General features: G+C 74.3%; 21 protein-coding genes. 15 read left to right on the forward strand and 6 right to left on the reverse strand.

The window, feature by feature from the left end; translation table 11 throughout:
* Positions 1-12: 12 nt before the first annotated feature.
* The 4 genes from ABH931_RS31530 to ABH931_RS31545 form a co-directional block, all read right to left on the reverse strand.
* Positions 13-402 (reverse strand): rhodanese-like domain-containing protein, encoded by a 390-nt coding sequence (locus tag ABH931_RS31530; RefSeq protein ID WP_370120898.1) that lies wholly within the window; start codon positions 400-402, stop codon positions 13-15.
* Complete coding sequence (locus ABH931_RS31535; RefSeq protein ID WP_370121019.1) at positions 399-944, reverse strand: cysteine dioxygenase; 546 nt, start codon at positions 942-944, stop codon at positions 399-401. The genes ABH931_RS31530 and ABH931_RS31535 overlap by 4 nt, the downstream gene beginning before the upstream one ends.
* A 348-nt stretch (positions 945-1292) precedes the next feature.
* A complete protein-coding gene (locus ABH931_RS31540; RefSeq protein WP_370120901.1) occupies positions 1293-2921 on the reverse strand; it encodes an FAD-dependent monooxygenase in 1629 nt (542 codons plus the stop codon).
* Positions 2922-3049: 128 nt separating this feature from the next.
* The gene (locus ABH931_RS31545; protein ID WP_370120904.1) at positions 3050-3814 is read right to left on the reverse strand and encodes an ATP-binding cassette domain-containing protein; all 765 of its coding nucleotides are present in this window, start codon (positions 3812-3814) and stop codon (positions 3050-3052) included.
* Positions 3815-4069: 255 nt separating this feature from the next.
* On the opposite strand from ABH931_RS31545, the gene ABH931_RS31550 reads away from it, so the two are divergent.
* From ABH931_RS31550 to ABH931_RS31565, 4 genes are all read left to right on the forward strand, one after another.
* Positions 4070-4798: a response regulator transcription factor gene (locus tag ABH931_RS31550; protein ID WP_370120907.1), complete on the forward strand. Its 729-nt coding sequence runs from the start codon at positions 4070-4072 to the stop codon at positions 4796-4798.
* A 37-nt stretch (positions 4799-4835) separates the two neighbouring features.
* Positions 4836-6233, forward strand: a complete 1398-nt coding sequence (locus tag ABH931_RS31555) for a sensor histidine kinase (RefSeq protein WP_370120910.1) — start codon at positions 4836-4838, stop codon at positions 6231-6233.
* Positions 6234-6489: 256 nt separating this feature from the next.
* The gene (locus ABH931_RS31560) at positions 6490-7449 is read left to right on the forward strand and encodes an alpha/beta fold hydrolase (protein WP_370120912.1); all 960 of its coding nucleotides are present in this window, start codon (positions 6490-6492) and stop codon (positions 7447-7449) included.
* A 59-nt stretch (positions 7450-7508) separates the two neighbouring features.
* On the forward strand, positions 7509-8513 hold the full coding sequence (locus ABH931_RS31565) for a MerR family transcriptional regulator (RefSeq protein ID WP_370120915.1): 1005 nt from the start codon (positions 7509-7511) through the stop codon (positions 8511-8513).
* A gap of 21 nt (positions 8514-8534) precedes the next feature.
* Here the strand turns inward: ABH931_RS31565 and ABH931_RS31570 are convergent, their stop codons facing one another.
* A complete protein-coding gene (locus ABH931_RS31570) occupies positions 8535-9560 on the reverse strand; it encodes a TAXI family TRAP transporter solute-binding subunit (RefSeq protein WP_370120918.1) in 1026 nt (341 codons plus the stop codon).
* Between the two features lie 118 nt (positions 9561-9678).
* On the opposite strand from ABH931_RS31570, the gene miaB reads away from it, so the two are divergent.
* On the forward strand, positions 9679-11202 hold the full coding sequence (miaB, locus tag ABH931_RS31575; protein WP_370120921.1) for a tRNA (N6-isopentenyl adenosine(37)-C2)-methylthiotransferase MiaB: 1524 nt from the start codon (positions 9679-9681) through the stop codon (positions 11200-11202).
* 339 nt (positions 11203-11541) lie between these two features.
* Entirely contained in the window at positions 11542-12246 is a 705-nt protein-coding gene (locus ABH931_RS31580) for a class III extradiol dioxygenase subunit B-like domain-containing protein (protein ID WP_370120923.1), read from the forward strand.
* Here ABH931_RS31580 and ABH931_RS31585 read toward each other — a convergent pair.
* Positions 12213-12521 carry an antitoxin gene (locus ABH931_RS31585; protein WP_370120925.1) on the reverse strand — a complete coding sequence of 103 codons (309 nt, stop codon included), beginning with the start codon at positions 12519-12521 and terminating at the stop codon, positions 12213-12215. The genes ABH931_RS31580 and ABH931_RS31585 overlap by 34 nt on opposite strands.
* A gap of 146 nt (positions 12522-12667) precedes the next feature.
* On the opposite strand from ABH931_RS31585, the gene miaA reads away from it, so the two are divergent.
* The 9 genes from miaA (at position 12668) to ABH931_RS31630 (ending at position 26611) form a co-directional block, all read left to right on the forward strand.
* The gene (miaA, locus tag ABH931_RS31590; protein ID WP_370121022.1) at positions 12668-13579 is read left to right on the forward strand and encodes a tRNA (adenosine(37)-N6)-dimethylallyltransferase MiaA; all 912 of its coding nucleotides are present in this window, start codon (positions 12668-12670) and stop codon (positions 13577-13579) included.
* A gap of 216 nt (positions 13580-13795) precedes the next feature.
* The gene (locus ABH931_RS31595) at positions 13796-14290 is read left to right on the forward strand and encodes a hypothetical protein (protein ID WP_370121024.1); all 495 of its coding nucleotides are present in this window, start codon (positions 13796-13798) and stop codon (positions 14288-14290) included.
* A 54-nt stretch (positions 14291-14344) separates the two neighbouring features.
* On the forward strand, positions 14345-15223 hold the full coding sequence (gene dapF / locus ABH931_RS31600; RefSeq protein ID WP_370120927.1) for a diaminopimelate epimerase: 879 nt from the start codon (positions 14345-14347) through the stop codon (positions 15221-15223).
* 419 nt (positions 15224-15642) lie between these two features.
* On the forward strand, positions 15643-18228 hold the full coding sequence (locus ABH931_RS31605; protein ID WP_370121027.1) for a bifunctional (p)ppGpp synthetase/guanosine-3',5'-bis(diphosphate) 3'-pyrophosphohydrolase: 2586 nt from the start codon (positions 15643-15645) through the stop codon (positions 18226-18228).
* 60 nt (positions 18229-18288) lie between these two features.
* Positions 18289-19833, forward strand: a complete 1545-nt coding sequence (gene hflX / locus ABH931_RS31610; protein ID WP_370120930.1) for a GTPase HflX — start codon at positions 18289-18291, stop codon at positions 19831-19833.
* A gap of 268 nt (positions 19834-20101) precedes the next feature.
* A complete protein-coding gene (locus tag ABH931_RS31615; protein WP_370120933.1) occupies positions 20102-21631 on the forward strand; it encodes a diaminobutyrate--2-oxoglutarate transaminase family protein in 1530 nt (509 codons plus the stop codon).
* Positions 21628-23664 carry an aspartate aminotransferase family protein gene (locus tag ABH931_RS31620; RefSeq protein ID WP_370120936.1) on the forward strand — a complete coding sequence of 679 codons (2037 nt, stop codon included), beginning with the start codon at positions 21628-21630 and terminating at the stop codon, positions 23662-23664. Before ABH931_RS31615 ends, ABH931_RS31620 begins: the two co-directional genes overlap by 4 nt.
* Positions 23661-25856 carry an IucA/IucC family siderophore biosynthesis protein gene (locus ABH931_RS31625; protein ID WP_370120938.1) on the forward strand — a complete coding sequence of 732 codons (2196 nt, stop codon included), beginning with the start codon at positions 23661-23663 and terminating at the stop codon, positions 25854-25856. Before ABH931_RS31620 ends, ABH931_RS31625 begins: the two co-directional genes overlap by 4 nt.
* Positions 25853-26611, forward strand: coding sequence for a GNAT family N-acetyltransferase (locus ABH931_RS31630; protein WP_370120940.1), 759 nt, complete (start codon positions 25853-25855; stop codon positions 26609-26611). Before ABH931_RS31625 ends, ABH931_RS31630 begins: the two co-directional genes overlap by 4 nt.
* The last annotated feature ends 36 nt before the right edge of the window (positions 26612-26647 follow it).

The raw sequence follows: 26647 nt of genomic DNA on the forward strand, positions 1-26647 counted from the left end.
GTGCAACCGTGCCTATCGTGAGACCGGCAGGCCCGCCGCCTGCCACGCCTGGAAGCCGCCGATGAGGTCCGTGGCCCGGTGCAGGCCGAGGGCCTGCAAGGAACGTGCGGCGAGGGAGGAGGCGTAGCCCTCGTTGCAGACCACGATGACGAGGCGGTCGTGGTCGGTCGCCTCGGGCGAGCGGTGGCTGCCCTGGGGGTCCATCCGCCACTCCAGCTCGTTGCGCTCCACGACCAGCGCGCCGGGGATCAACCCGTCCCGCTCCCGCAGCGCGGCATAGCGGATGTCGACCAGCAGCGCGTCCTCCTCGGCGAGCGCCCGCGCCGCCTCCCGCGGCGTGAGGCGCCGCAGGTGCGCGCGCTCCTGCTCCAGCAGTGCGTCGATTCCGATCGGCGTGCTCACCAGTCCTCCTGCGTCTCGATCACGGCCACGCTCAGCACGTCGCCCTGGCGGGCGTAGCGGCGAAGACGCGGCAGCGGCGGGTAGTAGGCGTGCACGGAGACGGCGTGGTCCGTCTGCGACGGGTTGACCACCTGGTGCACGTGGTGGGGGCCGAAGGCCCGGCCCCGTCCGGCGGTGAGGGAGCGCTGCCGGTCCATGCCCTCCTCCAGTTCCAGGCTGCGCCAGCCGGCGCTGGGCAGGGGCATCACCAGCGACAGCTCGCTCAGCTCGCCGCGCGCGGTGACGAACGCGCCGCTGGACCCGCCGTGGTCGTGCCAGCCGGTCTCGGATCCGGGCGGCCAGCCGATGAGCCAGGCTTCGCTGCCGCCGGGGCCCTCCAGCCGGATCCAGGTGCGTTCGGTCGGGTGCAGGGTGAGCCCGGCCAGCGTCTCGGGGTCGGCGGCGGTGGTGCGGGCGAAGTCGAGCAGCGCGGCGAGGTCGGGGGCGCTCGCCTCGGGCACGGCGGATGCGGGTACGTCGGATGAGGGCGCGGAAGTCTGCAGCACGGTGGCGTCCTGGGGTCGTCGGAGCGATGACGGGGCGCCGCCGCACGCTCGGGACCGTGGCGGCGCGCGGGGGTGTCAGGGCGCGACGGATGTGGTCAGCGGGCGCGGCGGAGCGAGGTGCCGTGTGAAGGGCCGTCCGTGACGACGGCGAGAAGTGTTCTTCTCCAGCCGGGCGTCACGTCAGCCCGGGGTACAGAACAGGCGGGGGCACCTCACGACGTCGAGTCGTGTGCTGCGGACTGACCGCAAGGTGATGATCCCCATGGCGGGAGTAGAGCACGCGTCCGGAAACGCGTCAAGAAGCCTTCCACCATGAGGACGCACGAGGGCGCACGAGGGCGCCCGTCAGGGTTGCCCGGCGGGGAGGCGCTCACGCTGCTTGGTGCCGCCACCGGCTCCGGCGCCGCGGGGGACGGGGAGCTCGGCCGCGGCATTGCGGGCGCGGTCTGCCAGCACGGTGAGCTCCTCGGGGCGGCTGCCCGGCACGGCGGCGACGAGGTGTCCGTCGGGCCGGATCAGCAGCACGGTGTGCGCGGGCGCGCCGGGGTAGCTCTCGGTCACCAGCAGTTCGGCGGGTACCGGCAGGGCCTCGGTCGTCTCGCTGAGCTGCGGCATCAGCCCGGCGCCGAGCCAGTGCTCGGTGGCCCAGACACCGGTGCCCGGGGCGACCAGCACGACCAGGAACGCCCGGCCGAGCCGGGCGCGCAGGCGGTCCTGCGTCCCGTCGGCGGTGATCACGGGCAGGTCGGGGACCAGCACGCCGGGGCTGGTCGGGCTCAGTGCCGGGGTGAGACCGGTCTGGCCCCGGCCCGCCGCCGGGTACGCGGGCGCGCCGCCGAGCCGTCCCGTCCCGAGGCTCCCGTCGGACAGTAGCTCCGCGTTGCGGCGCAGCGAGCCGGAGAGGAGGCTCCGGCGTGCCTCCAGCAGCGGGGTGCTGGGCTGCAGCAGCGGCATCGCCTGGTCCACCGCCCGCAGCCGCGCGATGACCGCGCCGCGGCGCTCCTGCTGGTAGGTGGTCAGCAGCCGCTCGGGCGCGTGGCCGTGCCAGACCAGGCCCAGTTTCCAGGCCAGGTTGTCGACGTCGCGCAGGCCCTCGTCGAGGTTCTGCATCCCGAGGGAGCCGAGCACGTGCGCCGCGTCCCCGGCCAGGAAGGCCCGGCCGACCTGGAAGCGGGTGGCGAGGCGCTGCTGCACGACGTAGTCCGCGTTCGAGATCAACTCGTACGGGGGAACCTGCCCGCCGTTCCAGCCGGCCAGGGTGGCCCGGAGCTGTTCGATCAGCTGGTCCGGGCTGAACCCGGGCGCGCGCGGCGGCAGCCGCCAGTCCAGTCGCCACACGCCGTCCGGCAGTGGGCGCGCGACGACCTCCCGCGCGGTGGGTGCGCCGGCGTGCCGGGGCTGGTCCCGGTGGAGCAGCGCCTCGCCGGGAAAGGGCAGGTCGGCGCGGATCGTCGCGACGGCGTAGTGGTCGGCGGCGGCCCGGCCGGGAAAGCGCAGGGCGAGCCGCTTGCGGACCGTCGAGCGGGTTCCGTCGCAGCCGACGAGGTAGCCCCCGTGCAGCCAGGTGCGCTGGGTGCGCACGTTCACGGACTCCTGGCCGGGCTCCTGCTCCAGCTCCAGCAGGGTGGACTCCGGCAGCACCTCGACCAGTCCTGTCGCGGAGACGGCGTCGCGCAGGCCCCGCAGCAGCCGGTGCTGGGCCAGGTGCAGCACCCCGTCGTGCCGCAGCTCCACGCTGTGCAGTTCGCGGCCCCGCCGCAGGGTCCGCCATGCGGTCCAGCCGCGCCCGTCGGCGGTGACCCGCCCGTACCCGATGCGCTGCAGGAACCCGACGGTGTCCGCGCGCAGCACGGTCGACCGCGAGCTCTCGGGGGCGAGGCCGGTGCCCTCGTCCAGCACGATGCTGGGCACCTCGTGCCGGGCCAGGGCGAGCGCGAGGGCGAGACCGATGGGACCGGCGCCGGCGATGATCACGGGGTCGGATCCGGAATGGGCAGGGCCAGTCATAGAAGGAAATGGACCAGATCGCCTGCACCGTCGTCAAGCAGCGTCAGGCGTACGCCGGTTCACTTCACACGCCTGCGCGAATCCCGCACCCGTGGCTAGCGTCTGCGCAGGCGGGAGACGAAGTCGCGTGCGCGGGAGGTGCGCGGTGCGGAGAAGAACTGCTCCGGGGGTGCGGATTCCACGATGCGGCCGCCGGACATGAACAGGACGCGGTCCGCCGCCGCGTGGGCGAAGCAGGGGTCCTCGGTGACGATGAGCATGGTGCGGCCGTCGGCCGCCAGTTCGCGGGCGAGCTCGCGCAGCTCCTCCGCCGGCTCGTCCAGGACCAGCACCTTGGGGTCCAGGACCAGGGCGCGGGCCAGCGCGACCCGGCCGTGGCCCGCCGGGCTCAGCTGACGGCTGCGCAGGTGCGAGTCGGCGTCCGCGCCGACCTTCCGCAGGGCCGCCCGGGTGCGTTCCGCGGCGAGTTCCGGCGTGGTGCCGCGCGCCTCGACCTGGGAGTGGGTGAGGTCGTGGAAGACGCTGCGGCCCAGGCCGAGCGCGGCGACCAGCGCGTGCTCGACGGTCTCCGGGGGCGGTACGAGCCCCACGTCCGCCCGCGCCGCGCGCCGTGCGCGCCCGCGCCCGTCGACGAGGACGGGTGCGCCGTCCAGCAGGATCTGTCCGGAGTCGATCCGCTCGGCGCCGTGGATCGCCCGGCAGAGCGTCGTCTTGCCGGCGCCCGGTGGCCCGACCAGGGCGACGACCTCGCCCGGGGAGAGGTCCAGGTCCACCTCGTCCAGTGCCTGCACCAGCCCGTGCCGCTTGCTCACGCCCCGCAACTGCAGCAGTCCGGCGGACGGCGCGGCGGCGGAGATCACGGCTCCCACTCCTCGGTGCGTGCTGGGCAGGCGGGGACGACGCTCTCGACTCTACGGGGCCGTTCGCGCGCGCATCACACTTCTGAGGGTGATTTGAGGATCATGTGCTCGCCCGGTGCCGGTCCGGCGTCGTGGATCATCGCAGCTCGGTAACGGTCCGTGTCCGTCGCCCGCTGCCCCTTGACCTGACCCCGTCCGATGAGGGTGGATTCCTGCTGGAGAAGACCGACCGAACCCTGACGGGAGGAGTGACCGATGCGCCTGCTCCTGGTCGAGGACGACGAGCACGTCGCGGCCGCGTTGATGGCCGTGCTGGGCAAGCACGGGTTCGAGGTGCGGCACGCACGCTCGGGGAACGAGGCGCTGGACGCGCTCGTACCCGACGGCCGACCGCAGTTCCGGGTGGTGCTGCTCGACCTCGGGCTGCCGGACCGGGACGGGTTCGACGTGTGCGACCAGATCCGGCGCCGCGTCGGCATCCCGGTGATCATGGTCACCGCGCGCGCCGAGGTCCGCGACCGCATCCACGGGCTGAACATCGGTGCCGACGACTACATCGTCAAGCCGTACGACATGGGCGAGCTGCTCGCCCGGATCCACGCCGTGGCCAGGCGCGACGCCGCCGCCCGGCCGGTCCCGGCGACAGCCCAGGCGACGGGGGAGGACCCGCAGGGGCTGCTCGGCCGCGCCTTCGGGCTGGTGCTGGACCAGGCCTCGCGCCGCGCGACCGTGCACGGCGAGGACGTCGCGCTGACCCGCAAGGAGTACGAGCTGCTGGCGCTGCTCGCACAGAGCCCGGGCGTGGTCTTCCGGCGCGAGCAGATCATCAGCGAGGTGTGGCGCAGCAGCTGGGACGGCACCGCCCGCTCGCTGGAGGTCCACGTCGCTTCGCTGCGCCGCAAGATCGGCCTGCCCGGCCTGATCGAGACGGTGCGCGGCATCGGCTACAAACTGGCCGTCCCCGGCCACCCGACCGCCGACTGACGCGGCCGCCCCCACCGCCCGATCCGGACGAATCCGTATGCGTACCCGCCTGCTCGGCATCCTGCTCGCGCTGCTCGCCTGTGTGCTGCTCGCCCTCGGTCTGCCCCTGGCCGCCAGCCAGGCGCAGACCGAGCAGCAGCGGGTCGTGGTCGACCGGATCGACGACACCGCGCGCTTCGCCGCGCTCGCCCAGAACCCCTTCGGCCAGCCGGACTCGCCGGACGCGGGCGAGCAGCAGCGCACCCTCGACGCCGAACTGCGCCGCTACCACGACGTCTACGGCATCTCCGCCGGCGTCTTCGACCTCGCGGGCAAGGCCCAGCACGCCTACCCCTCGGACTGGAAGAACGCGCTGAGCGGCGACTCCGCCGAGCCCTTCCGCGAGGCGTTGGACGGGCGCCGCAGCCACGACCCCGCACAGGTCTGGCCGTGGGACGGCTCCTCGGCCCGGCTGGTGATCGCCTCGCCGGTCGTCTGGGACGGCGACGTGGTGGCGGTGGTGGTCACCGAGTCCCCGACGGACGGACTGCGCGCCCGGGTGCTGAGCGCCTGGCTCTGGCTGGTCGGCGGGGAGGCACTCGCCGTGCTCTTCGCCGTGGGCGCCGCCGTCGCGCTGACCCGTTGGGTGCTGCGGCCGGTGCACGACCTGGACAAGGTCACCCACGACATCGCCACCGGGCGACTCGCCTCACGTGTCGCCCCGGCCGGCGGCCCGCCGGAACTGCGCCGGCTCGCCCGGTCCTTCAACGAGATGGCGGACCACGTCGAGCTGGTCCTGGACCAGCAGCGGGCCTTCGTCGCCGACGCCTCGCACCAGCTGCGCAACCCCCTGTCCGCGCTGATGCTGCGGGTCGAGGTGCTCGGCATGGAGCTGCCCGAGGGCCACGACGAGGAGATGACGGGCGTGCGGGTGGAGGGCCGGCGCCTCGCGCAGGTCCTCGACGACCTGCTCGGCCTCGCCCGGGCGGAGAACGCCCGTCCGGAGGCGCTGCCCGTCGACGTCGGCCGCATCGTCACCGACCGCGTCGAGGGCTGGGGCGCCTACGCGCGCGAACGCGGGGTCGCCCTCGAACTGCGCCCGATCACCGGCCCGCTGACGGCGCCGGCCGATCCGGTGGGCCTGGGCAGCGCGCTGGACGCGGTGCTCGACAACGCGCTCAAGTTCACGCCCGAGGGCGGCACGGTCCGCGTCGAGGCGCTCGCACTGGACACGGCGGTGGTCGTCCACGTCTCCGACGGCGGCCCCGGCCTGGACGAGGACGAGCTCGCCCGCATCGGTGACCGCTTCTGGCGCAGCCCGCGCCACCAGAACACCGAGGGCTCCGGCCTCGGCCTCTCCATCGCCCGCGCCCTGCTCACCGCGAACGGCGGCACGATCGACTTCGCAGCGGAGCAGCCCCGCGGCCTGACGGTCACCGTGACGCTCCCGATGTAGGCGCACTCACCTCAGGGGCGCGGGGCTGTGGGGCGGTTTCTCCCCCAGCCTTCGGCCGGGAGCTGCCCCTGCGTGGGCGCGAGAACCACGGGCGTGCGGATGGCCCTGCGCGTTCGGGGCGCTACCTGCGTGGTGGTCTGTCGCGCCGACGCTGAGGAGCCGCACCTCAGCAGACCCTCGCGCCCTTGAGCGGGGTGCAACTGAACCTTTGTCGTGAGCATTGACCGCGCCAGTGAGCACTGGGACATTGACTGATGTGATCGACGGGGCGCGAGAGCATCGGGTCGTCACCGACGACGGCGTGGAGCTGGCCGTGGTGGAGGCGGGAGACCCCCTGCGCCCGACCGTCTGGTTCCTGCACGGCTATCCGGACTGCCGGGACGTCTGGGCGCCCGTCATGAACGAACTGAAGGCCCGGTACCACGTCGTCGCCTACGACGTCAGGGGCACCGGGCGCTCCACCGCGCCCACCGCGCCGGGACGCGCGGCGTACACGCTGGAGCGACTGGAGGAGGACTTCCTCACCGTGCTGGACGCACTAGCGCCCTACGGGCCGGTGCATCTGGTGGGGCACGACTGGGGGTCCGTGCAGGGCTGGGAGTTCGCGACCTCGCCGCGCCTGCAGGGCGGGCTCGCGTCGTTCACCAGCATCAGCGGCCCCTGTCTCGACCACGCCGCCCTCTGGGCCCGAACCCGCCTGCGCCGGCGCAGCGCCGCCGACCTGCGGGCCCTCGCCGACCAGGCGCTCCGCTCCTGGTACATCACCGCGTTCCGGCTGCCCTGGCTGCCGGAGGCGCTGTGGCGTGGCCCGTTGGCGCACGGCGGCTGGGCCGCCCTGTGGCGGGCCCTGGAGCGGACGCGCGTGCCGGGGCACCCCGCGCCCACCCTGGCCAGGGACGCCGTCGCGGGCCTGTGGCTCTACCGCGCCAACACCCGCCGCCGCGCCCGCGCGCCGCGGGCCTACCGCATCGCCCGGGTTCCGGTGCAACTCGTCGTCCCCACGAAGGACCCGTTTCTCGGGCCGCACCTCTACGACGACCTCGAACGATGGACACCTGTCCTGCGGCGCCGCAGCGTCGACGGGGGGCACTGGCTGCCGCTCACCCGGCCCGCCGAGCTGGCGGACATGATCGCCGAGTTCGTCGACGCGGTTCGCGTCGGTAGCATCCCGTCCGTGGGACGCGATCATCTCGCGGACCCTTCCCCGGCGCTCTGACGGCGCCTGACGGGGGGTCGTGTGCGACGAGGCAGACGACGGGAGCGGAGGAGGACGCCATGAGCGACGGCATGAACACGGTGCCGCGCCCGCGCCGGGAGTACCTGATCGATCACCTGGCCCAGGCGGCCGGGACGACGGTGCGCAACGTCCGCGCCTACCAGGACCGCGGCCTGCTGCCCCGCGCCGACCGGCGCGGCCGGGCCAACGTCTACGACGACACCCACCTGGATCGGCTGCGCCTGATCGCCGGCCTGCTGGACCGGGGGCACACCCTGGCCGGCATCAAGGAACTCCTCGACGCCTGGGAGGACGGCCGCAGCCTCGGCGGCGTGCTCGGGCTCGTCGCCGAGGTGACCGCGCCCTGGTCGGACGAGCGGCCCGAGTACCTCGACCGCGCCGAGCTGATGGCCCGCTTCGGTGGCCTCCACGACCCCGCCGCCTTCGCCGCAGCCGTGCGGCTCGGCGTCCTGGAGCCGATCGTGGAGTCGATCGTGGAGCCCGCGGCGGTGCCGGGCACAGCCGTACCGGAACTGGGAGCGCTCCCCGCGGCGGCAGTGCCGGCGGCGTCCCCGGGCCCGGCCTGGCTCCCAATCCCGGTCCCGGTTCCGGTTCCGTCCCAGGTTCCGGCTCCGGCACCGGAGCGCTGCGCCGCGACGAGCCCGGGCCCGGGGGACCTGACCGCGGAGGATCTCGGCGTCCGCTACCGCGTCCCGAGCCCCGCCCTGCTCGACGCCGCCGCGCGCCTGCACGAGCTGGGCGTGCCGCTCGGCGCGAGCATCGCGCACCTGCAGGAGGTGCGCGGCGACATGGAGCATCTCGCCCGCCGGTTCGTGCACTTCGCGGCCGTCGAGGTCTTCCCCCGCTACGTCGGCGCCGCGCCCCTCGACGACGCCGACGCGTCCCGCGCCGCCGAGGTGGTGCGGCGGATGCGCCCGCTGGCCCGTGCGGTCGTGGACGCGGAACTGGCCCGCGCGATGCGGCACGAGGCGACCCTGCTGCTGGAGGCCTCCGTCGCCGCCCTCCCCGACCCCGTGCGCCAGGCGGTCGCGGAGGAGCTGTGACAGGGGCTCAGGGACAGGGGCTCAGGGCTTGACCGAGACGTAGTAGCGGCGCGCGCCCTCCGCCAGCGGCAGCGGCTGCGTGTAGATCGCCGAGCGCACGTCCACCAGCTGTGCGGCGTGCACGCGCTGCCCGATCGCGTCACGGCTGCTCATCACGACCTCGGTCATCCGCTCCACCAGCGTGCTCGGCACGTTCGCCCGGGTGACCAGCAGGTTGGCCACCGCCAGGGTCGAGACGGAGGTGTACGGGTGGATGTCCGGATAGGCCCAGCCCGGCACCGTGGAGGCGCGGTAGATCTGGGTGTTCCGCGCCCCGGGGTCGACCTGCTGCGCCAGCTCGTCCATCTGCGTGGCGAGCTTGCCCAGCGGCACCAGCCGCACGTGCGCCCGCTTGGTCAGCGCGATGATGCCCTCGGTCGGCAGCCCGCCGGACCAGAAGAAGGCGTCGATCCGGTGCGCCTCCAGCGCGGCGGGCGCGTCGGCGATCCCGTAGGGGAGCTCCTCCAGGTCCTTTCCGGCCTTCAGTCCGGCGATGGCCAGCACCCGGTGGGCGATCAGCTGGACGCCGCTGCCCGCCTGGCCGGTGCCCACCCGCAGGCCCCTCAGGTCGGCGACCTCGTGCACGGGGGAGTCGGCCGGGACGACCAGCTGCACGTAGTCGTCGTACAGCTGGCCCAGCGCACGCAGCTGGTCCTTGCCGGGGCCGGAGAAGTGCGCGACCGCGTCGGCCGTGGCGATCCCGAAGTCGTCGCGCCCGTCGGCGACCCGGGCCAGGTTGTCCGGTCCGCCCACGCTCGGGTCCAGCGCCAGCTTGACTCCCGGCAGGCCGCGGTCCACCGCGGCCTGCAACAGCGAGCCGTACAGCGCGTACACGCCCGAGGGCGCGCCGGTGGCCATCCGGACGGTGCCCGTCGGGTAGCCGGGGCCGGAGTCGCTGCCCAGCCAGCCGCCCAGCGCGGTCGCCGCGACCAGCACGAACGCGACCCCCAGCCGGACCCGGCGCAGGCCGAGGAGGCGGCGCACTCGGGGCGGCAGGGTCGGCGGCATGACCGGATCCTGCCAGCGATGCGGCCCGCGGGGAAGGGTCGTCCGCGCCTCGGTCCCCCCGTCCGGCGCCCGGCGGCCGCGTCCGAGCGCGTTCGCGCCTGCCCGTACCCTTGGGGGCGTGGGTACCGCAGACATCTCCGCTGACAGCTTCGCCGACACGTCCAGGACGTACGACATCCGCACGTACGGGTGCCAGATGAACGTCCACGACTCCGAGCGCCTCTCCGGGCTGCTGGAGGACGCCGGTTACGCCCGCGTCGCCACCGGAGGCGAGGCGGACGTCGTCGTGTTCAACACCTGCGCCGTGCGCGAGAACGCGGACAACAAGCTCTACGGCAACCTGGGCCGGCTCGCCTCCGTCAAGGCGCAGCACCCCGGCATGCAGATCGCCGTCGGCGGCTGCCTGGCCCAGAAGGACCGGGACACCATCGTCAAGAAGGCCCCCTGGGTCGACGTCGTCTTCGGCACCCACAACATCGGCCACCTCCCGGCCCTGCTGGAGCGTGCGCGGGTCCAGGAGGAGGCCCAGGTCGAGATCCTGGAGTCGCTGGAGGTCTTCCCCTCCACGCTGCCGACGCGGCGCGAGTCCGCCTACGCGGCGTGGGTCTCCATCTCCGTCGGCTGCAACAACACCTGCACCTTCTGCATCGTCCCCGCCCTGCGCGGCAAGGAGAAGGACCGCCGCACCGGCGACATCCTCGGTGAGGTCGAGGCGCTGGTGAACGAGGGCGTCGTCGAGGTCACCCTGCTCGGCCAGAACGTCAACGCCTACGGCTCCGACATCGGCGACCGCCAGGCCTTCGGCAAGCTGCTGCGCGCCTGCGGCGAGATCGAGGGCCTGGAGCGCGTCCGCTTCACCTCCCCGCACCCCAAGGACTTCACCGACGACGTCATCTCCGCCATGGCGGAGACCCCGAACGTGATGCACCAGCTGCACATGCCGCTTCAGTCCGGCTCGGACGAGATCCTGCGCGCGATGCGTCGCTCCTACCGGCAGGAGCGCTACCTCGGCATCATCGAGCGCGTGCGCGCGGCCATGCCGGACGCGGCGATCAGCACCGACATCATCGTGGGCTTCCCCGGCGAGACCGAGGAGGACTTCGAGCAGACGCTGGAGGTCGTGCGTCGGGCCCGCTTCGCGCAGGCGTTCACCTTCCAGTACTCCAAGCGTCCCGGCACGCCGGCGGCGGAGATGGAGAACCAGATCCCCAAGGCCGTCGTCCAGGCCCGTTACGAGCGGCTGGTCGAGCTGCAGGAGCAGATCTCCTGGGAGGAGAACAAGAAGCAGGTCGGCCGCGTCCTGGAGGTGCTCGTCGCGGAGGGCGAGGGCCGCAAGGACGAGGCCACGGCCCGCCTGTCCGGCCGGGCGCCGGACAACCGGCTCGTCCACTTCACCCGTCCCGAGGAGCCGGTGCGCCCCGGTGACATGGTCACGGTCGAGATCACCTACGCCGCCCCGCACCACCTCCTGGCGGAGGGCCCCACCCTCTCCGTGCGTCGCACCCGCGCGGGCGACGCCTGGGAGCGCCGCCAGGCGGAGGCCGCCAAGCCGAAGCCCGCAGGCGTCCTGCTCGGCCTCCCCTCCATCGGCGCCCCGGCTCCCCTCCCCCTCGCCGAAGCCCCGGGCTGCTCCACCTGCTGAGGCGCCCTTTCCGCCGACCTCAGGTCGCAGCGACCTCAGGGCCGCGGGGCTCTGCCGATATGCGGCTCGGCCGCATGGGCGCGAGCAACCACCGGCGTGCGGATGGCCCTGCTCAGTGAGGACCATTCGCACGTGGGTGGCTTGTCGCGCTCATGCGGCCGAGCCGCAAGTCAGCGGAGCCTCGCGCCCCTGGGTGGTGCAAGCACAGTCGGTAGCACCGGTGACCCGGCTCGCGCCCAGGGCCCAGGCGACGGAGCCGCGGATCGGCACCACCCCGCGCCCCTGAGGTGTGTGCAACTGCGCGGGGTAGCGAAGCGTTCTGCGGGTAGGGTCAGGATCATGTTCGTTGCCGCAGCCATCTGCCCCTGCCCGCCGTTGCTGGTGCCCGAGGTCGCCGCAGGGGCGGCGCCGGAGCTGGACCCGCTGCGGGAGGCGTGCGACGAGGCGCTGCGCGCGATGCTCGCGCAGCAGCCGGATCTGGTGTGGGTGGTCGGCCCGGGGCCGGAGCACCGGCTGTTCGACCGGGGCGGGGTCGGCGGGTTCCAGGGCTTCGGGGTCGACCTGTCCGTGGGGCTCGGGCAGCGCGCCGCAGGCGAGGCCCTGCCGTCGTCGCTCGCCGTCGGCGCCTGGCTGCTGGAGCGCGCGGGCTGGCAGGGACCGGCCCAGGGCCTCGCCGTTCCGGACTACCTGGAGTGGCCGCTCTGCCGTGAGAACGGCACCGGACTGCGCGACGCCGCACCGCGCGTCGGCCTGCTGGTGCTCGGCGAGGGCAGCGCGCGCCGGACCCTGAAGGCCCCGGGCTACCTCGACGAGCGGGCCGAGCCCTTCGACGCCGCCGTGGCAGCGGGCCTCGCCGCCGGTGAGCTGCCGCAGCTGGACGCGGAGCTGGCGTTCGAGCTGATGGCCTCCGGCCGCGCCCCCTGGCAGGTGCTGACGGGCGCCGCGGGCAGCGACGAGCAGCCGGTCGCTTCCGCCCGGCTGCTCTACGACGACGCCCCGTACGGGGTCGGTTACTTCGTCGCGTCCTGGTCGCCCGGAGCCTGATCGCCGGGGTTCTGATCCGAGGCCGCGTCCGTCGGCTTCTCGGTCGCCTCACCCTGGATGGTGTCGGCGGGGCCGCCCATCTTGTTGACGGCGTCCTTGGCCTTGCCCTTGCCCATGTCGATCTGGGACTTGTACTTGCCCTTGGTGGCCTTGTCGGCCATGTCGCCGACCTTGTCCAGGCCCGCGCCGATCTGGGACTTGTGACTTCCGGCGTAGTCGGTGGCCTTCTTGGTGGCCTGGTTCATGGCGCCCTTGAGGGAGTCCGTGATGCCCATGACCGCTCCGTTCCTTGCCAGGGGCTCGCGAGCCCAGAGCCGGGCAAATCGCCCATCAATATCCATATGGTATTTCCGCGCGGCGGATTTGCCAGACTAGAGGGGTGACCAGTCCCGCCACCTCGCCCTCCGCCGCCGGCCCCGTCCTGGGCCAGGCGCGTGTCGTCGCCGTCGTCGGCGCCACCGCCGTCGGCAAGTCCGACCTCGGCGTCGCCCTCGCCCGGCATCTGGGCGGCGAGGTCGTCAATACCGACTCCATGCAGCTCTACCGGGGCATGGACATCGGCACCGCCAAGCTCACGATGGACGAGCGTGAAGGCGTCCCGCACCATCTCCTCGACATCTGGGACGTCACCGAGGCCGCCAGCGTCGCCGAGTACCAGCGCCTGGCGCGCGAGCGGATCGACGCGCTGCTCGCCCAGGGGCGCACGCCGGTCCTTGTCGGCGGCTCGGGCCTGTACGTGCGCGCCGCGATCGACGAGCTGGAGTTCCCCGGCACCGACCCCGAGGTCCGGGCCCGGCTGGAGGCGGAGCTGGAGGAGCACGGGTCGGGTGCCCTCCACGCCCGCCTCGCCGCCGTCGACCCGGAGGCCGCGCGGGCGATCCTGCCCAGCAACGGGCGCCGCATCGTCCGCGCGCTGGAGGTCGTCGAGATCACCGGCCTGCCGTTCACGGCCAACCTGCCCGGCCACGACTCCGTCTACGACGCCGTCCAGATCGGCGTCCGCATGCCGCGTCCGCTGCTGGACGAGCGGATCGCGCTCCGTGTCGACCGGATGTGGGAGGGCGGCCTGCTCGACGAGGTCCGCACGCTGGAGGCCCAGGGGCTGCGCGAGGGCCGTACCGCCGCGCGCGCCCTCGGCTACCAGCAGGCCCTCGCCCAGTTGGACGGGGACTACGACGACGCGGAGGCCCGCGCCGAGACGGTCAGGGCCACCCGCCGCTTCGCGCGGCGCCAGGAGTCGTGGTTCCGTCGCGACCCCCGGGTCCACTGGCTGGACCGCGACCCCGAGGCCCCCGCCGCCGAACTCCTGGAGCGGGCGCTCGCCCTGTTCTGAGTGCGGACGGTCGCTGGTCGGCCGTCATTCGCACGTCTGTTGCCGACGATCGGACGCCCGGTTACGACCTGATCACGTCATGGCCACGGATCACCGAGAACGCCATGTGCGGGCATCGTCGCGCACCACCGACGTGCCATCATCGAGCATCGAGAGCATCGGTGGTCCGGTGGAGCGTGAACTCCCCGGCGTATGGCGCAGGGAGGCCGCGTGTCCATGGATACCGGCCCCGACACGCATCGCCTCCCGGACGACCCCTTCGACTCCGAGGACCAGGACGCAGTGCACGCACAGGAGCTTCGGGCACGGGAACTGACACCGCTTCCGTCGCTGCCCGCGCAGGACGAGAACGCGCTGCACCCGCGTGAGCTGCGTCCCGAGGGGCGGCTGCGGGTCTGGCAGGTCCTGCCGATCGCCGCGCTGGCCATACTCGGCTCGCTGATGTTCGCCTTCCCACTGGCCTTCGAGGGCGGCTCCGGCGGTTCCGGTGACTCCGGCGGCAGTCTCGTCGGCATGCTCGGCCTGCTGCTGACCGCCGCGTCGGCGGGCTGGGGCGCGATGGCCGCGCGCCGCGCGGGATACGTCTTCCCCGGGCTCCCGCGGGCCGGCTCCGGCAAGCGCGCCGGCTGGCGCCCCCTGCTCGGCTACACCGCGACGGCCCTGGTCCTGCTCGCCCTCGGCCTCTGGCGCGTCGCCCACCTCCACGGCTGAGCCCACGGCTGAGCCCACGGCCGAGCCACACCTGACGCACGTACGATGGATCACGTGAACGACACGGTGAAGGGCATCCGCTTCCTCAAGGGCCACGGGACCGAGAACGACTTCGTCATCCTCCCCGACCCCGACGGCCTGCTGGAGCTGAGCCCCGGCCAGGTGGCCCTGCTCTGCGACCGTCGCGCCGGTCTCGGCGCCGACGGCATCCTGCGGGTGGTCCGCTCCGCCGCGCACCCGGAGGCGAAGATCCACGCCGCTACCGCGCCCTGGTTCATGGACTACCGCAACGCGGACGGCAGCATCGCCGAGATGTGCGGCAACGGCGTCCGGGTCTTCGCCAGGTACCTCGTCGAGGCCGGGCTGGTCGAGCCGGGGGAGTTCTCCGTCGCCACCCGGGGCGGCGTCAAGCACGTCCGCACCGCAGCCGAGGGCGACGTGACGGTGGACATGGGCAAGGCACTGCTGCCGGGGCCGGACACCGGCATCGAGGTCGCCGTCGGCGACCACCGCTGGCCCGCGCGGAACGTGAACATGGGCAACCCGCACGCCGTGGTCTTCGTCGAGGACCTCGCCGACGCGGGGACCCTCCACGCCGCACCCGAGGTCACGCCGGCCGCCGTCTACCCCGAGGGCGTCAACGTCGAGTTCGTCGTGGACCGCGGCCCGCGCCACGTCGCGATGCGCGTCCACGAGCGCGGCTCCGGTGAGACCCGGTCGTGCGGCACCGGCACCTGCGCGGTGCTGGTCGCGACCGCCCGTCGCGACGGCGTGGACCCGGCCCTGACGGGCGAGTCCGTGACCTACACCGTCGACGTTCCCGGTGGACGCCTGATCCTCACCGAGCACCCCGACGGGGTCGTCGAGATGACCGGTCCGGCCGTGATCCTCGCCGAGGGCGAACTCGACGCCGACTGGCTCGCCCGCGCCTGAGCCGCCTGGCGGAAGCCTCAGCCGCCCGGCGAAGCCTGAGTCTGCCCGGCGAAGCCAGAAGTCTGGCCGGCGAACCGCATCGGGTGAACCTCTTATCCTTGCCAGCCGCGGACCGGTTCAAATCCCCCGAACGGGTGATCAAGGTGACGTTGGGAACACGTGGCGTCGCGGTGTGTGTTGCACTCGCTAGCATGGACCATCGGAGCTGCCGCCTGCTCCGGTGATCGCTGCCGGAGGTGCGCATGAATGCCGGTGATCTCCACGCCGTGCCCGGCGTCCCTGGTGTCCCCCTGGAGGGGGCGCCGCTGGAGGGGCGCAGAACCGTCTCTGCAGTGTCGGCGTCTGCGGTGTCCGCAGTACGCGCGCTGCCGGGGCTGCGCCGGGCCGCCCTGGGCCGGTCGGGCCTCGGGCGTGCCGGGATGGCGGCCCTGTTGGCCGGGGGGCGTGCGCAGTCGGCCAACGCGCTCGTTCCCGTCGTCCGCGCCCACCGGCTGCACCATCCGCAGGCCCGCCTCGACCTCGCCCTGCTCGACCGCGCCTACCAGGTCGCCGAGGCGTCGCACCGCGGCCAGACGCGCAAGAGCGGTGAGCCCTACATCACCCATCCGCTCGCCGTGGCCATGATCTTGGCCCAACTCGGCGCCGAGACCACGACCTTGGTGGCCGCCCTGCTCCACGACACGGTCGAGGACACGGCGATGACGCTGGATCAGGTTCGCGAGGGCTTCGGCGACGAGGTGGCCTATCTCGTCGACGGCGTCACCAAGTTGGAGAAGGTCGACTTCGGCGCGGCGGCGGAGGCCGAGACCTTCAGGAAGATGCTGGTGGCCACCGGCCGGGACGTCCGGGTCATGGTCATCAAGCTCGCCGACCGGCTCCACAACATGCGCACCATCCGGCACATGAAGCCGGCCAGCCAGATCCGGATCGCCACGGTGACCCGCGACGTGCTGATCCCGCTGGCCGAGCGGCTCGGCATCCAAGTGGTCAAGACGGAGCTGGAGGACATCGTCTTCGCCACCCTCCACCCGGAGGAGTACGCCGCCACGACCGCTCTGCTCGGCGCCAACCGGGCCCGTTACGGCGCCGAGCCCGGCACACCGGGCTCGGGCGCAGGTGCGGGCGGCGGCTCCGGCGCGGGGGGCGGGGTGACGGCGGGCGCCGACCGTGCCGGGGGCGTCGCGGCCGCGCTCGCCCCGGATGCCGCCGCCATCGGTGTGCGCCCCGGTGCCGGTGCCGGTGCCGACGTGGGCGTGCGCCCCGGAGCCGGCTCCGGGGCGCTCGTGGCGGCGGGCTCGGCGGTCTCGGTGGGTGGCGAGGCCGGTGGGGCGGTTCCCCCGCTGGAGGTCTTCGCCGCGCAGCTGCGGCGCCAGCTGCGCGACGCACGCGTGCCGGCGGAGGTCAGCGTCCGGCCGCGGCACTGCGTCTCGGTGCAGCGGTCCCGGCTTCGGCGCCGCGCCGAGCTCGGGCCGACGGACTTCGACCGGCTGCTCGTCGTCGTCGAGGAGAACGCCGACTGCTACGCCGTCCTCGGTGAACTCCACACCTGCTGGACCCCGCTGCCCGGCGAGTTCAAGGACTTCATCGCCGCCCCCAAGTTCAACCTCTACCAGTCCCTGCACACCTCGGTCACGACCGAGCAGGGCGAGGTGGTGGAGGTGCTGGTGCGCACGGAGCGAATGCACCGGGTCGCGGAGTTCGGCGTGGTCGCCCTCGGCGCCCCGGGCGCGGCCCCGGACGGCGTGGACGGCACGGATCCGGCGGCGGCAGCAGCGGCTGCCGGGGCAGCGGCGGAGGGCCCGGACGACGCGGACACGCGCGATCCGCTCGACCACACCGACCCGGCCCGTCCGGGCTGGCTCGCCCGGCTGCTCGACTGGCAGCGCGAGACCCCGGACCCGGACACCTTCTGGTCCCAGCTCACCGCCGACCTCGCCGGGGACGGCGAGATCACCGTTCTGGCCGGTGACGCCCGCGAGGGCGCGCCCCCCGCCCGGCGGCAGCTGCCCGCCGGGGCCACCGGCGTGGACGTCGCGTACGCCGCCGGCGAGGAGCACGGCCACCGATGTGTCGGCATGCGCCTCAACGGCCGGCTCACGGCCCTGTCCACGCCGCTCCACGACGGCGACACGGTCGAGCTGCTGACCGAGCCGCCCGGGGAGGAGACGGCCGGGCCGGCGCCCGAGTGGCTGGCCCACGCCCGCACGCCGGGCGCCAGGATCGCCATCGAACGCTGGCTCGCCACCCATCCCGACCAGGAGCCCGGCCTGCCCACCGGCCCGCTGCTCGGCGCCCCACGCGGTCACCAGCTGCTGGGCGGCGGCCTCGTCGACGCGGGTCGTGCCGTGATCACCGCCCCCGCCAAGCCGGAGGCCCCCGTCCGCCTGGCCCGCTGCTGCACCCCGGTCCCGCCGGACGAGCTGCTCTGCTTCGCGATCCGCGGCGGCGGCCTGGCGGCGCACCGCGCGGACTGCCCGACCGGCACGGCGATGCGCGCCACGGGCCGCCCGCCGGTCGAGGCGCGCTGGCTGGACAGCCCGATTCCGACGGGCTACCGCGTCACCGTCCAGGCCGACGCGCTCGGGCGGCCGCGGCTGCTCGCGGATCTCACCGCGGCCATGTCCGGCGCGGGCGTGGACATCATCTCGGCCGAGGTCGAGCCCCCGCGTGAGCTGCAGGTACGCCACACTTACACGGTCGAGCTGCCCGACCCCGAGGCGCTGCCGGAGCTGATGCGGGTCATGCTCCGGGTGCCGGGCGTCTACGACGTCTACCGGGCCGCCGGGACGGGCAGCCGCACGCCGGGCGCGTCCGGCGCGGTCACGGGTCCGGAGCCGGAGCGGGCGGCCGCCCGAAATGATGGTGACCGGAGCCCGAGGGCCGTGCGACCATCGAGGGGAATGCGCGGCAGACCTGCCGCGTTGTCCTCTCATGGGGATTCCTCCCAGCACCCGGCCGGGCACTCGCAGGGCGAGCATCCGCAGCCGGAGCTGTCGAGGGAGTAGCCGCCAGCGGGCGACTGCCCGAAGACTGCGACCGCCAAGGCCGCGAACCTTAAGGATGCGATGACCTCCACGTTCGAAACCCGCGACGCCGACGCGAACGACGGCCGCGGCACCCGCCGCCCCGCCGATCTGCGCGCAGAGGCACTGATGGACGAGGACCTCGCGGGAATCGACGGGGTTCCCGGGCGCCTCTACACCAACAACTACGACGGTGACCAGTACGACCGTTCCGACCGCGCCTCGCTGCGCCGTGTCTCCGGGCTCTCCACCGAGCTCGAGGACGTCACCGAGGTCGAGTACCGGCAGCTCCGCCTGGAGCGGGTCGTGCTCGTCGGCGTGTGGACGGATGGCACCGCCGAGGAGGCGGAGAACTCGCTGGCCGAGCTCGCCGCCCTCGCCGAGACGGCCGGTTCCCAGGTGCTCGACGGCGTGATCCAGCGCCGTGACAAGCCCGACCCCGCCACCTACATCGGCTCCGGCAAGGCCGCCGAGCTGCGCGAGATCGTGCTCTCGACGGGCGCGGACACCGTGGTCTGCGACGGTGAGCTCTCGCCGGGCCAGCTGATCCACCTCGAGGACGTCGTCAAGGTCAAGGTGGTCGACCGGACCGCGCTGATCCTGGACATCTTCGCCCAGCACGCCAAGTCCCGAGAGGGCAAGGCCCAGGTCTCGCTCGCGCAGATGCAGTACATGCTGCCGCGGCTGCGAGGCTGGGGTCAGTCGCTCTCCCGGCAGATGGGTGGTGGTGGCTCCGGCTCGTCCGGCGGCGGTATGGCCACCCGTGGTCCCGGTGAGACCAAGATCGAGACGGACCGGCGCCGGATCCGCGAGAAGATGGCGAAGCTGCGCCGCGAGATCGCGGACATGAAGAAGGGCCGCGACACCAAGCGCCAGGAGCGCCGTCGCAACCAGGTGCCCTCGGTCGCGATCGCCGGGTACACCAACGCCGGCAAGTCCTCCCTGCTCAACCGGCTCACCGGAGCCGGCGTGCTGGTGGAGAACGCCCTGTTCGCCACCCTGGACCCGACCGTCCGTCGCGCCGAGACGCCCGGCGGTCGCGTCTACACCCTGGCCGACACGGTCGGCTTCGTCCGGCACCTCCCGCACCACCTGGTCGAGGCCTTCCGCTCGACCATGGAGGAGGTCGCCGACGCGGACCTGATCCTGCACGTCGTCGACGGCGCGCACCCCGAGCCGGAGGCCCAGCTGGCCGCCGTGCGCGAGGTCATCGTCGAGGTCGGCGCGCAGAACGTGCCGGAGATCGTGGTGATCAACAAGGCGGACGTCGCCGACCCGCTGGTGCTCGCACGCCTGCTGCGGCGTGAGCCCCACGCGATCGCCGTCTCCGCCCGGTCCGGCATGGGCATCGAGGAGCTGCTGACGCTCGTCGAGTCCGAGCTGCCGCGTCCGTCGATCGAGGTCACCGCGCTCGTCCCCTACACGCGCGGCGATCTGGTGGCCAAGGTCCACCGGGACGGCGAGGTGCTGGGCGAGGAGCACACCGGCGAGGGCACGGTGCTGCGCGCCCGCGTCGGCGCCGAACTGGCCGCCGAGCTCGAGGCGTTCACGCTCGCGCCGCTGGCCCTGGCGGCCGTCGAGGGCTGACGCCCGCACGATCACGTACGAGGCCCCCGCGCTCCCGGTTCCCCGGGAACGCGGGGGCCTTCGCCGTCCCCGCGCTCTGCGCCACCCCCGGTTCGGTGGGTCGTTCACGCACGGACGTGCAGCTCCTGTGCGGGCTTTGTGCAAAGCCGTTTCTCCGTGGCGCTCATGGTCGTTAGCCCGTTGGAACGTCACCCGAAGGGGGTGCGTACCACCGCAACCGGGGCTGCTCGTTCGGGTGGTTGCCCGTCCGCGAGGAGGTACTGAGCCCATGTCCGCCACGGCGCCGCCGATCGTGAAGAACAGCAGGAGCGCGGAGGCGATCCTCGGTCGGCAGGCAGCACGCGAGTCGGCCGCCCGCACCTACGCCCGCTCGCTGCCGATCGTCCCGGTCCGGGCCCGGGGCATGACCGTCGAGGGCGCCGACGGCCGCCGCTACCTCGACTGCCTGGCGGGCGCCGGCACGCTCGCGCTGGGGCACAACCACCCCGTCGTGCTGCAGGCCATCCGCGCCGTCCTGGAGGCAGAGGCCCCCCTGCACGTGCTCGACCTGGCCACGCCGGTCAAGGACGACTTCACCACCGCCCTCTTCGAGACGCTGCCGCCCGCCTTCGCACGTGGCGCCCGGATCCAGTTCTGCGGCCCCGCGGGGACGGACGCCGTCGAGGCGGCGCTGAAGCTGGTCCGCCTGGCCACCGGCCGCAACGGCCTGCTCGCCTTCACCGGCGGCTACCACGGCCAGACGGCGGGCGCGCTCGGCGCGACGGGCGACGTCGCCGTCCGCGCCGGGCTCGGCGAGGGGGGTGGCGCGGGCGGCCCGGTCACTCGCCTGCCCTATCCCTACGCCTACCGCTGCCCGTTCGGTGTCGGCGGCGCGGCCGGTGCCCGGCTGGGCACCCGCTGGACCACGTCGCTGCTCGACGACCCGAAGGGTGGCGTCGACCGCCCCGCCGGCATGCTCGTCGAGGTCGTCCAGGGGGAGGGCGGCGTCATCCCCGCCCCCGACGCGTGGCTGCGCGAACAGCGCGAGCTGACCACGCGCCACGGCATCCCGCTGATCGTCGACGAGGTGCAGACCGGCGTGGGTCGCACCGGCACCTTCTGGGCGGTCGAGCACGCCGGCGTCGAGCCGGACGTCATGGTCGTCTCCAAGGCCGTCGGCGGCAGCCTCCCGCTGGCCGCCATCGTCTACCGGGCGGAGCTGGACAGCTGGTCGCCCGGCGCCCACGCCGGCACCTTCCGCGGCAACCAACTCGCCATGGCCGCGGGCGCGGCGACGCTGCGGTTCGTCAGCGAGCAGGGACTGGCCGCGCGTGCGGCCGAGCTCGGCACGCGGATGCTGGCGTGGCTGCGCGGAGTCCAACGCGAGCTGCCCGTGATCGGCGACGTGCGCGGTCGCGGCCTGATGCTCGGCGTCGAGCTCGTGGACCCACGGGCCACCCCCGACGACCTCGGCGCCCGCCCTGCCGCCTCCGAGCTCGCCCACGCCGTCCGGGCGGAGGCCCTCCACCGCGGCCTCATCGTCGAACTGGGCGGCCGCCACGGCTCGGTGGTCCGCCTGCTGCCGCCGCTCACCATCACGGACGAGCAGGCGGAAGCGGTCCTGGACCGCCTCGCCGACGCCATCACCGCCGCGTCACGGGCCGTCTACGGCGCGGAGTGGCAGTCGGCACCCGCGACACCGGCGGGTACGCCGGCCGGGGTCGCCGCGGCGGGAGGCGGCGCGGCTGCGCGCGAGCGTGTACCCGCAGCCCGGTCCGCCGCGCCCGAGGCCGCCTCACGCTCCGGCGGCACGTCATGAGCCCCGTTCACCCGCGCGGCCACACCCCGGACCCGACCGACTCGCCCCTCCCGGGCACCTCCGAAAACCCGGGGCCCCCGGGTTCGGCGGGTGCCCCCGACGCGGTGGACGACGCCACGGCCTCGGCCACGGCCGCGGCCGCTGCGGATGTTCCGACCTCCGCAGGCGACGCGTCGGTCCCGGGCACGTCCGGCACGGCGCGAACCCGGACCGAGCGCAGCACGCCCACCCCGGATGACCCTGTCGCTCCCGCGGTGGCCCCGGCCCCGGGCGCTGCGGGCGCCGGGGACGTACGGGGCATCCCGGCCGTCCCCGGATCCGCGGGCGACTCGGACGTCACCCGTATCCCCGGATCCGCGGCCGACTCTCATGGCTCGGTCCCGGCGACCGCCCCGGCGGGCGGTCCCGGCGCCCCCGGCGGCCCCGGTTCTGTGGGTGGGGCGGCGCTGCTGGCCGGGGGAGTGGACGGGCCGGAGGCCCTCGCGCCGTTGTTGGCACAGGTGTTGGGCGCCCTGCGGGTCGGCGCGGAGGCGCGGGGTGGGCCGCTGCCGGGCGGCGGCCCGGAGGGCGTCGCGGGGGCACTGCGCGACCTCCTCGCGCCCGGCTCGTTGCTGCCCGAGACCGGAGAGCAGGACGCCCTCTGGGAGTTGACCCGGGCCCTCGCCGCCACGGCCGCCGACCCCGCCGACCCCCTGTGTGCCGCGCACCTGCACGTCCCGTCGCTCGCCGTCGCCGCCGCCGCCGATCTGGCCGTGGCCGCACTGAATCCCTCGCTCGACTCCTGGGACCAGGCACCGGGCGGGACCGAGATCGAGACGGCCGTGCTGCGCCTGCTCGCCGGGGCCGTCGGCTTCGCGCGGCCCGAGGAAGCGCGCGGCGTTTTCACCACCGGCGGCACCGAGTCGAACCTGATGGCCCTCCTGCTTGCCCGTGACGCCGTCCTGGCCCGGGAGTTCGGTGTGCAGGGGGGTGGCGCGATCCCCGCCGAGGCGGCGGGACGCCTGCGCGTGTTCTGCTCGGCCGCCGCGCACTTCTCGCTCGCCCGGGCGGCGGCCGTCCTCGGCCTCGGCGCCCACGCGGTCGTCCCGATCGAGACGGGCGAGGACGGCACGCTCGACCCCCGCCTGCTCGACTGGGGCCTCGCGGACGCGCGGACCGCGGGAAGCATCCCGTGCTGCGTCGTCGCGACCGCCGGCACCACGGACCGGGGCGCCGTCGACCCGCTGCGGAGCATCGCCGCCGTCGCCCGGCGTCACGCCGTGCCGTTCCACGTCGACGCCGCCTACGGGGGTGGCGCGCTCTTCTCCGACCGCCTCGCTCCGCTGCTGGACGGGCTGGGCCTCGCCGACACGGTCGGACTGGACCTGCACAAGCTCGGCTGGCAGCCGGTCGCGGCAGGCGTTCTGCTCGCCGCGGACGCAGCGACGCTCGGCCCGTTGGAGCAGCGTGTCGCCTACCTCAACCCGGCCGACGACGAGGAGGCCGGGTACACCTCCCTGCTCGGCCGCTCGCTGCGCACCACCCGGCGACCGGACGCGTTCAAGGTCGCCGTCACGCTGCGGACCCTGGGCCGGTCCGGCCTCGGCGCCCTTGTCGACCGCTGTCACGAGCTCGTCCACCACGCCGCCCGCGCGATCGCGGCCGAACCGCGCCTGGAGCTGGTGGCCGATCCGGTCCTGACCACGGTGCTCTTCCGCTACCTCCCGGACCTGGCCGCCGTCCCTGCCCTCCCGGAGGCACCCGCCGAGGCCGGGGACGACCCGGCCATGGCCCTCAGCAACGAGGTCAACGCCGAGCTGCGGCGGCTCCTGCTCGCCGACGGCACGGCGGTCGTCGGCCGCACCGAACTGCCGGGCCCGGGCGGGGGAGTGCGTCTGAAACTCACCCTGCTCAACCCGCACACCACCGAGGCGGACCTCGACCGTCTGCTCGCCCTCGTCGTCGCGGCAGGAGCCGCCGTCGAGCGCGAGTGGGCCGGTCGGGCCGGGCCCGCCCCGCACCGCCCGAGCACGACTCAGGAGAAGCCCGCGTGACCATCGTCCCCGCCCAGCAGTCCCCCGCGGCGCCGTCCCCGAACGCGTCCGGGGCGCGTCCGACGGACCGGGCCCGCACCGTCGGCGTGGAGACGCTGCACCATCCCGATCCTTTCGTGGTCGCGGACGCCGCGGCCACCGAGAACCTCCTGCGGTGCTGGGTCCGGGAGACCGGTGTTCCGGTGCCCGAGGCGGGGGAGTGGCTGGAGCTCGCCCTGGGGGACGGCTTCCTGCTGCGGGCACCCGTCCGATACCGCTCTGCGGCCGGTTGGCACCGGTTCGGGCGCGCCGAGCTGGCGCCGGGCCGGGCCGTGGCTCCCGGTGTCACGGAGCCTGCTCCCGCACCTGCCACGGGCCCGGCTTCCGCCCGTGCCGCATCGCCCGCCTCTGGCGCCGCATCGCCCGCCTCTGCCTCTGGCGTCGGCTCTGCCCTTGCCTCTGTTCCCGTGCCGGGCCGCGCCGCCGATGCCGTCACCGTGGCCGCCCTGCTCGCACGCTCGGCGGGGGCCGACGCGCTGGGGCACACAGCCACCGGCACCCCTCCTACCGGCACCCCTCCAACCGGCACCGCACCGGCCGCCGACCACGTCGCCGATCTCGCGGGCCGGGTCGCCGACTCGGTGCGCCGCACGGCGCAGTTCGTCGCCCAGCGGCGGGCGGCCGCCGAACCGGGGCCGACGGCGACGCCGTTCCTCCGCTCCGAGCAGGCCCTGCTGCTCGGGCACCCGCTCCATCCGACCCCGAAGAGCCGCGAGGGGCTCGGCGAGGCCGAAGCCGCCGCCTACGCACCCGAGTTGCGTGGCGCGCTACGGCTCCACTGGTTCGCTGTCGACCGCGAGCTCGTGGCGGCCGGGGAGGGCGTCCTGCCGGCCTGGGCGGCCTCGGCACGTCGTCACACCGCTGCGCCGGGTGGGCCGCTGGAGGATCGCCTCGGCGTCGACGGCACGGCCCGGATCACCGAGGCGTTGCGGGGAGAGGACACGCCGCCCGCGCCCGAGGGGACCGTGGTGCTCCCGGTCCACCCCTGGCAGGCCAGGGAGTTGTGCAACCGGCCCGACGTCCGTGCGCTGCTCGACGCCGGTCGGCTGCGCGACCTCGGCCAGGCGGGCGGGCTCTGGTACCCGACCTCCTCGGTGCGGACCGTCTACCAGCCGGGCACCCCGTGGATGCTCAAGTTGTCCCTGGGGCTGCGGATCACCAACTCCCGCCGCGAGAACCTCCGCAAGGAGCTGCTGCGCGGTGCCGAGGTGCACCGCCTGCTCGAGGACGGGCTGGGCGCCGAGTGGCGTGCGGCCCACCCCGGCTTCGACATCGTCCGCGACCCGGCCTGGATCGGCGTGGACCTGCCGGGCGGCGAGGCGGATCCGGCCGCCGCGAGCGGGTTCGACACCGTCCTGCGGCAGAACCTGTTCGGTGCGCAGGACCGCGCGCACTGCCTGGCCGGGCTCGTCGCGGAGCGGCCGTGGCCGGGAGGGCACGCCTCGCACCTGGCCGAGCTGGTGCACCGGCTCTCCGTCCGGACCGGCCGTCCGGCGACGACCGTCGCGGCGGAATGGTTCCTGCGCCACCTCGACGCGGTGGTCCTGCCCATCCTGTGGCTGGACGGCCACGCGGGTGTCGCGCTGGAGGCCCACCAGCAGAACACCCTCGTCCTGCTCGACGAGGAGGGCTGGCCGGTCGGCGGACGTTACCGGGACAACCAGGGCTACTACTTCCGGGATTCGGCAGCACCGGGGTTGGAGCGCCGGCTCCCCGGCCTCGGTCGGGCCAGTGACACCTTCGTACCGGACGCCGTGGCGGACGAACGGTTCGCCTACTACCTGGGTATCAATCACCTCCTGGGACTGGTGGGTGCCTTCGGCGCCCAGGGGCTCGCTGACGAGCGCGTGCTGCTGGCCGCTCTGCGCCGGTTCCTGGCCGGGCACGCGGCCGTCACCGGATCCGCTCTGCCCGGTCGCCTGCTGGAGACACCCACACTGCGGTGCAAGGCGAACCTGCTCACCCGTCTGCAGGGCCTCGACGAACTCGTGGGCCCGGTGGAGACCCAGTCGGTGTACGTGCCCTTTGCCAACCCGCTGGTGGACCGACCGGCCGCCGGGCGCCACGGTGCACGGCCGGCCACCCCGGCGACGACCGCCGTGCCGACGACGCGCGAGGCCCTCGTGGGAGCCGACGTGGGAGCCGACGCGTGAACGAGCAGCACCACCGACCAGGGGAGTCCGGCCCCACTCCCGGCCCGGCCGCCGCCTCGGCGACGGCCTCGACCACCTCGGCGGGCCCGGCCGGGGTGCCGGTGGGCTCGGCCGGGGTCCCGGCGCAGCACCGCCTCACGACCCACGCCCGGCCGCACCCGGCGCCCTGGCCCGGGCCGCCCCGGCCCCGCCGGGATGATCTGCTCGACGGTGTGGCCCGCTGGGGTGCGATGTACACCCGGCACGGGGTCTTGCGGCTTCAGCCCGTCCGGCTTCCGCGCGACCTCGCGCTGCTCGTGGAGTGGATGAACGATCCGGTCGTCTCGACGTTCTGGGAGCTCTGCGGGCCGGCCGACCTCACCGAGCACCATGTCCGTGTCCAACTCGACGGCGACGGCCGCAGCGTGCCCTGCCTCGGGCTGCTCGACGGGGCGCCGATGAGCTACTGGGAGGTGTACCGGGCGGACCTGGACCCGCTGGCCAGGCACTACCCGGCGCGCCCCCACGACACCGGAATCCACCTCCTGATCGGCCCCTCCTCCGCGCGGGGGCGTGGTCTCGGGGGCACCCTCATCGCGGCGCTGACCCAGCGGATCCTCCGGGAGCGGCAGGCCTGCCACCGTGTCGTGGCCGAACCCGACGTGCGCAACCTGCCCTCCGTGCGGGCCTTCCTCCGTGCCGGTTTCCGTTACGACTCCGAGCTGCTGCTGCCGGAGAAACACGCCGCGCTCATGGTCTACGACCGGGTGCTATGACCGCCGGCGCCCACCAGCCACCCTTCATGTCCCTTC

The sequence above is a fragment of the Streptacidiphilus sp. MAP12-33 genome (assembly GCF_041261265.1).
Taxonomy (GTDB): Bacteria; Actinomycetota; Actinomycetes; order Streptomycetales; family Streptomycetaceae; genus Streptacidiphilus.

Excerpts from the sequence above, each read along its gene's own strand:
- ABH931_RS31550 (WP_370120907.1), top strand. The coding sequence starts at position 4,070 with ATGCGCCTGCTCCTGGTCGAGGACGACGAGCACGTCGCGGCCGCGTTG.
- ABH931_RS31555 (WP_370120910.1), top strand. The coding sequence starts at position 4,836 with ATGCGTACCCGCCTGCTCGGCATCCTGCTCGCGCTGCTCGCCTGTGTG.
- ABH931_RS31565 (WP_370120915.1), top strand. The coding sequence starts at position 7,509 with ATGAGCGACGGCATGAACACGGTGCCGCGCCCGCGCCGGGAGTACCTG.
- ABH931_RS31570 (WP_370120918.1), bottom strand. The coding sequence starts at position 9,560 with ATGCCGCCGACCCTGCCGCCCCGAGTGCGCCGCCTCCTCGGCCTGCGC.
- ABH931_RS31580 (WP_370120923.1), top strand. The coding sequence starts at position 11,542 with ATGTTCGTTGCCGCAGCCATCTGCCCCTGCCCGCCGTTGCTGGTGCCC.
- ABH931_RS31585 (WP_370120925.1), bottom strand. The coding sequence starts at position 12,521 with ATGGGCATCACGGACTCCCTCAAGGGCGCCATGAACCAGGCCACCAAG.
- ABH931_RS31595 (WP_370121024.1), top strand. The coding sequence starts at position 13,796 with ATGGATACCGGCCCCGACACGCATCGCCTCCCGGACGACCCCTTCGAC.
- ABH931_RS31605 (WP_370121027.1), top strand. The coding sequence starts at position 15,643 with ATGGCGGCCCTGTTGGCCGGGGGGCGTGCGCAGTCGGCCAACGCGCTC.
- hflX (WP_370120930.1), top strand. The coding sequence starts at position 18,289 with ATGACCTCCACGTTCGAAACCCGCGACGCCGACGCGAACGACGGCCGC.
- ABH931_RS31615 (WP_370120933.1), top strand. The coding sequence starts at position 20,102 with ATGTCCGCCACGGCGCCGCCGATCGTGAAGAACAGCAGGAGCGCGGAG.
- ABH931_RS31620 (WP_370120936.1), top strand. The coding sequence starts at position 21,628 with ATGAGCCCCGTTCACCCGCGCGGCCACACCCCGGACCCGACCGACTCG.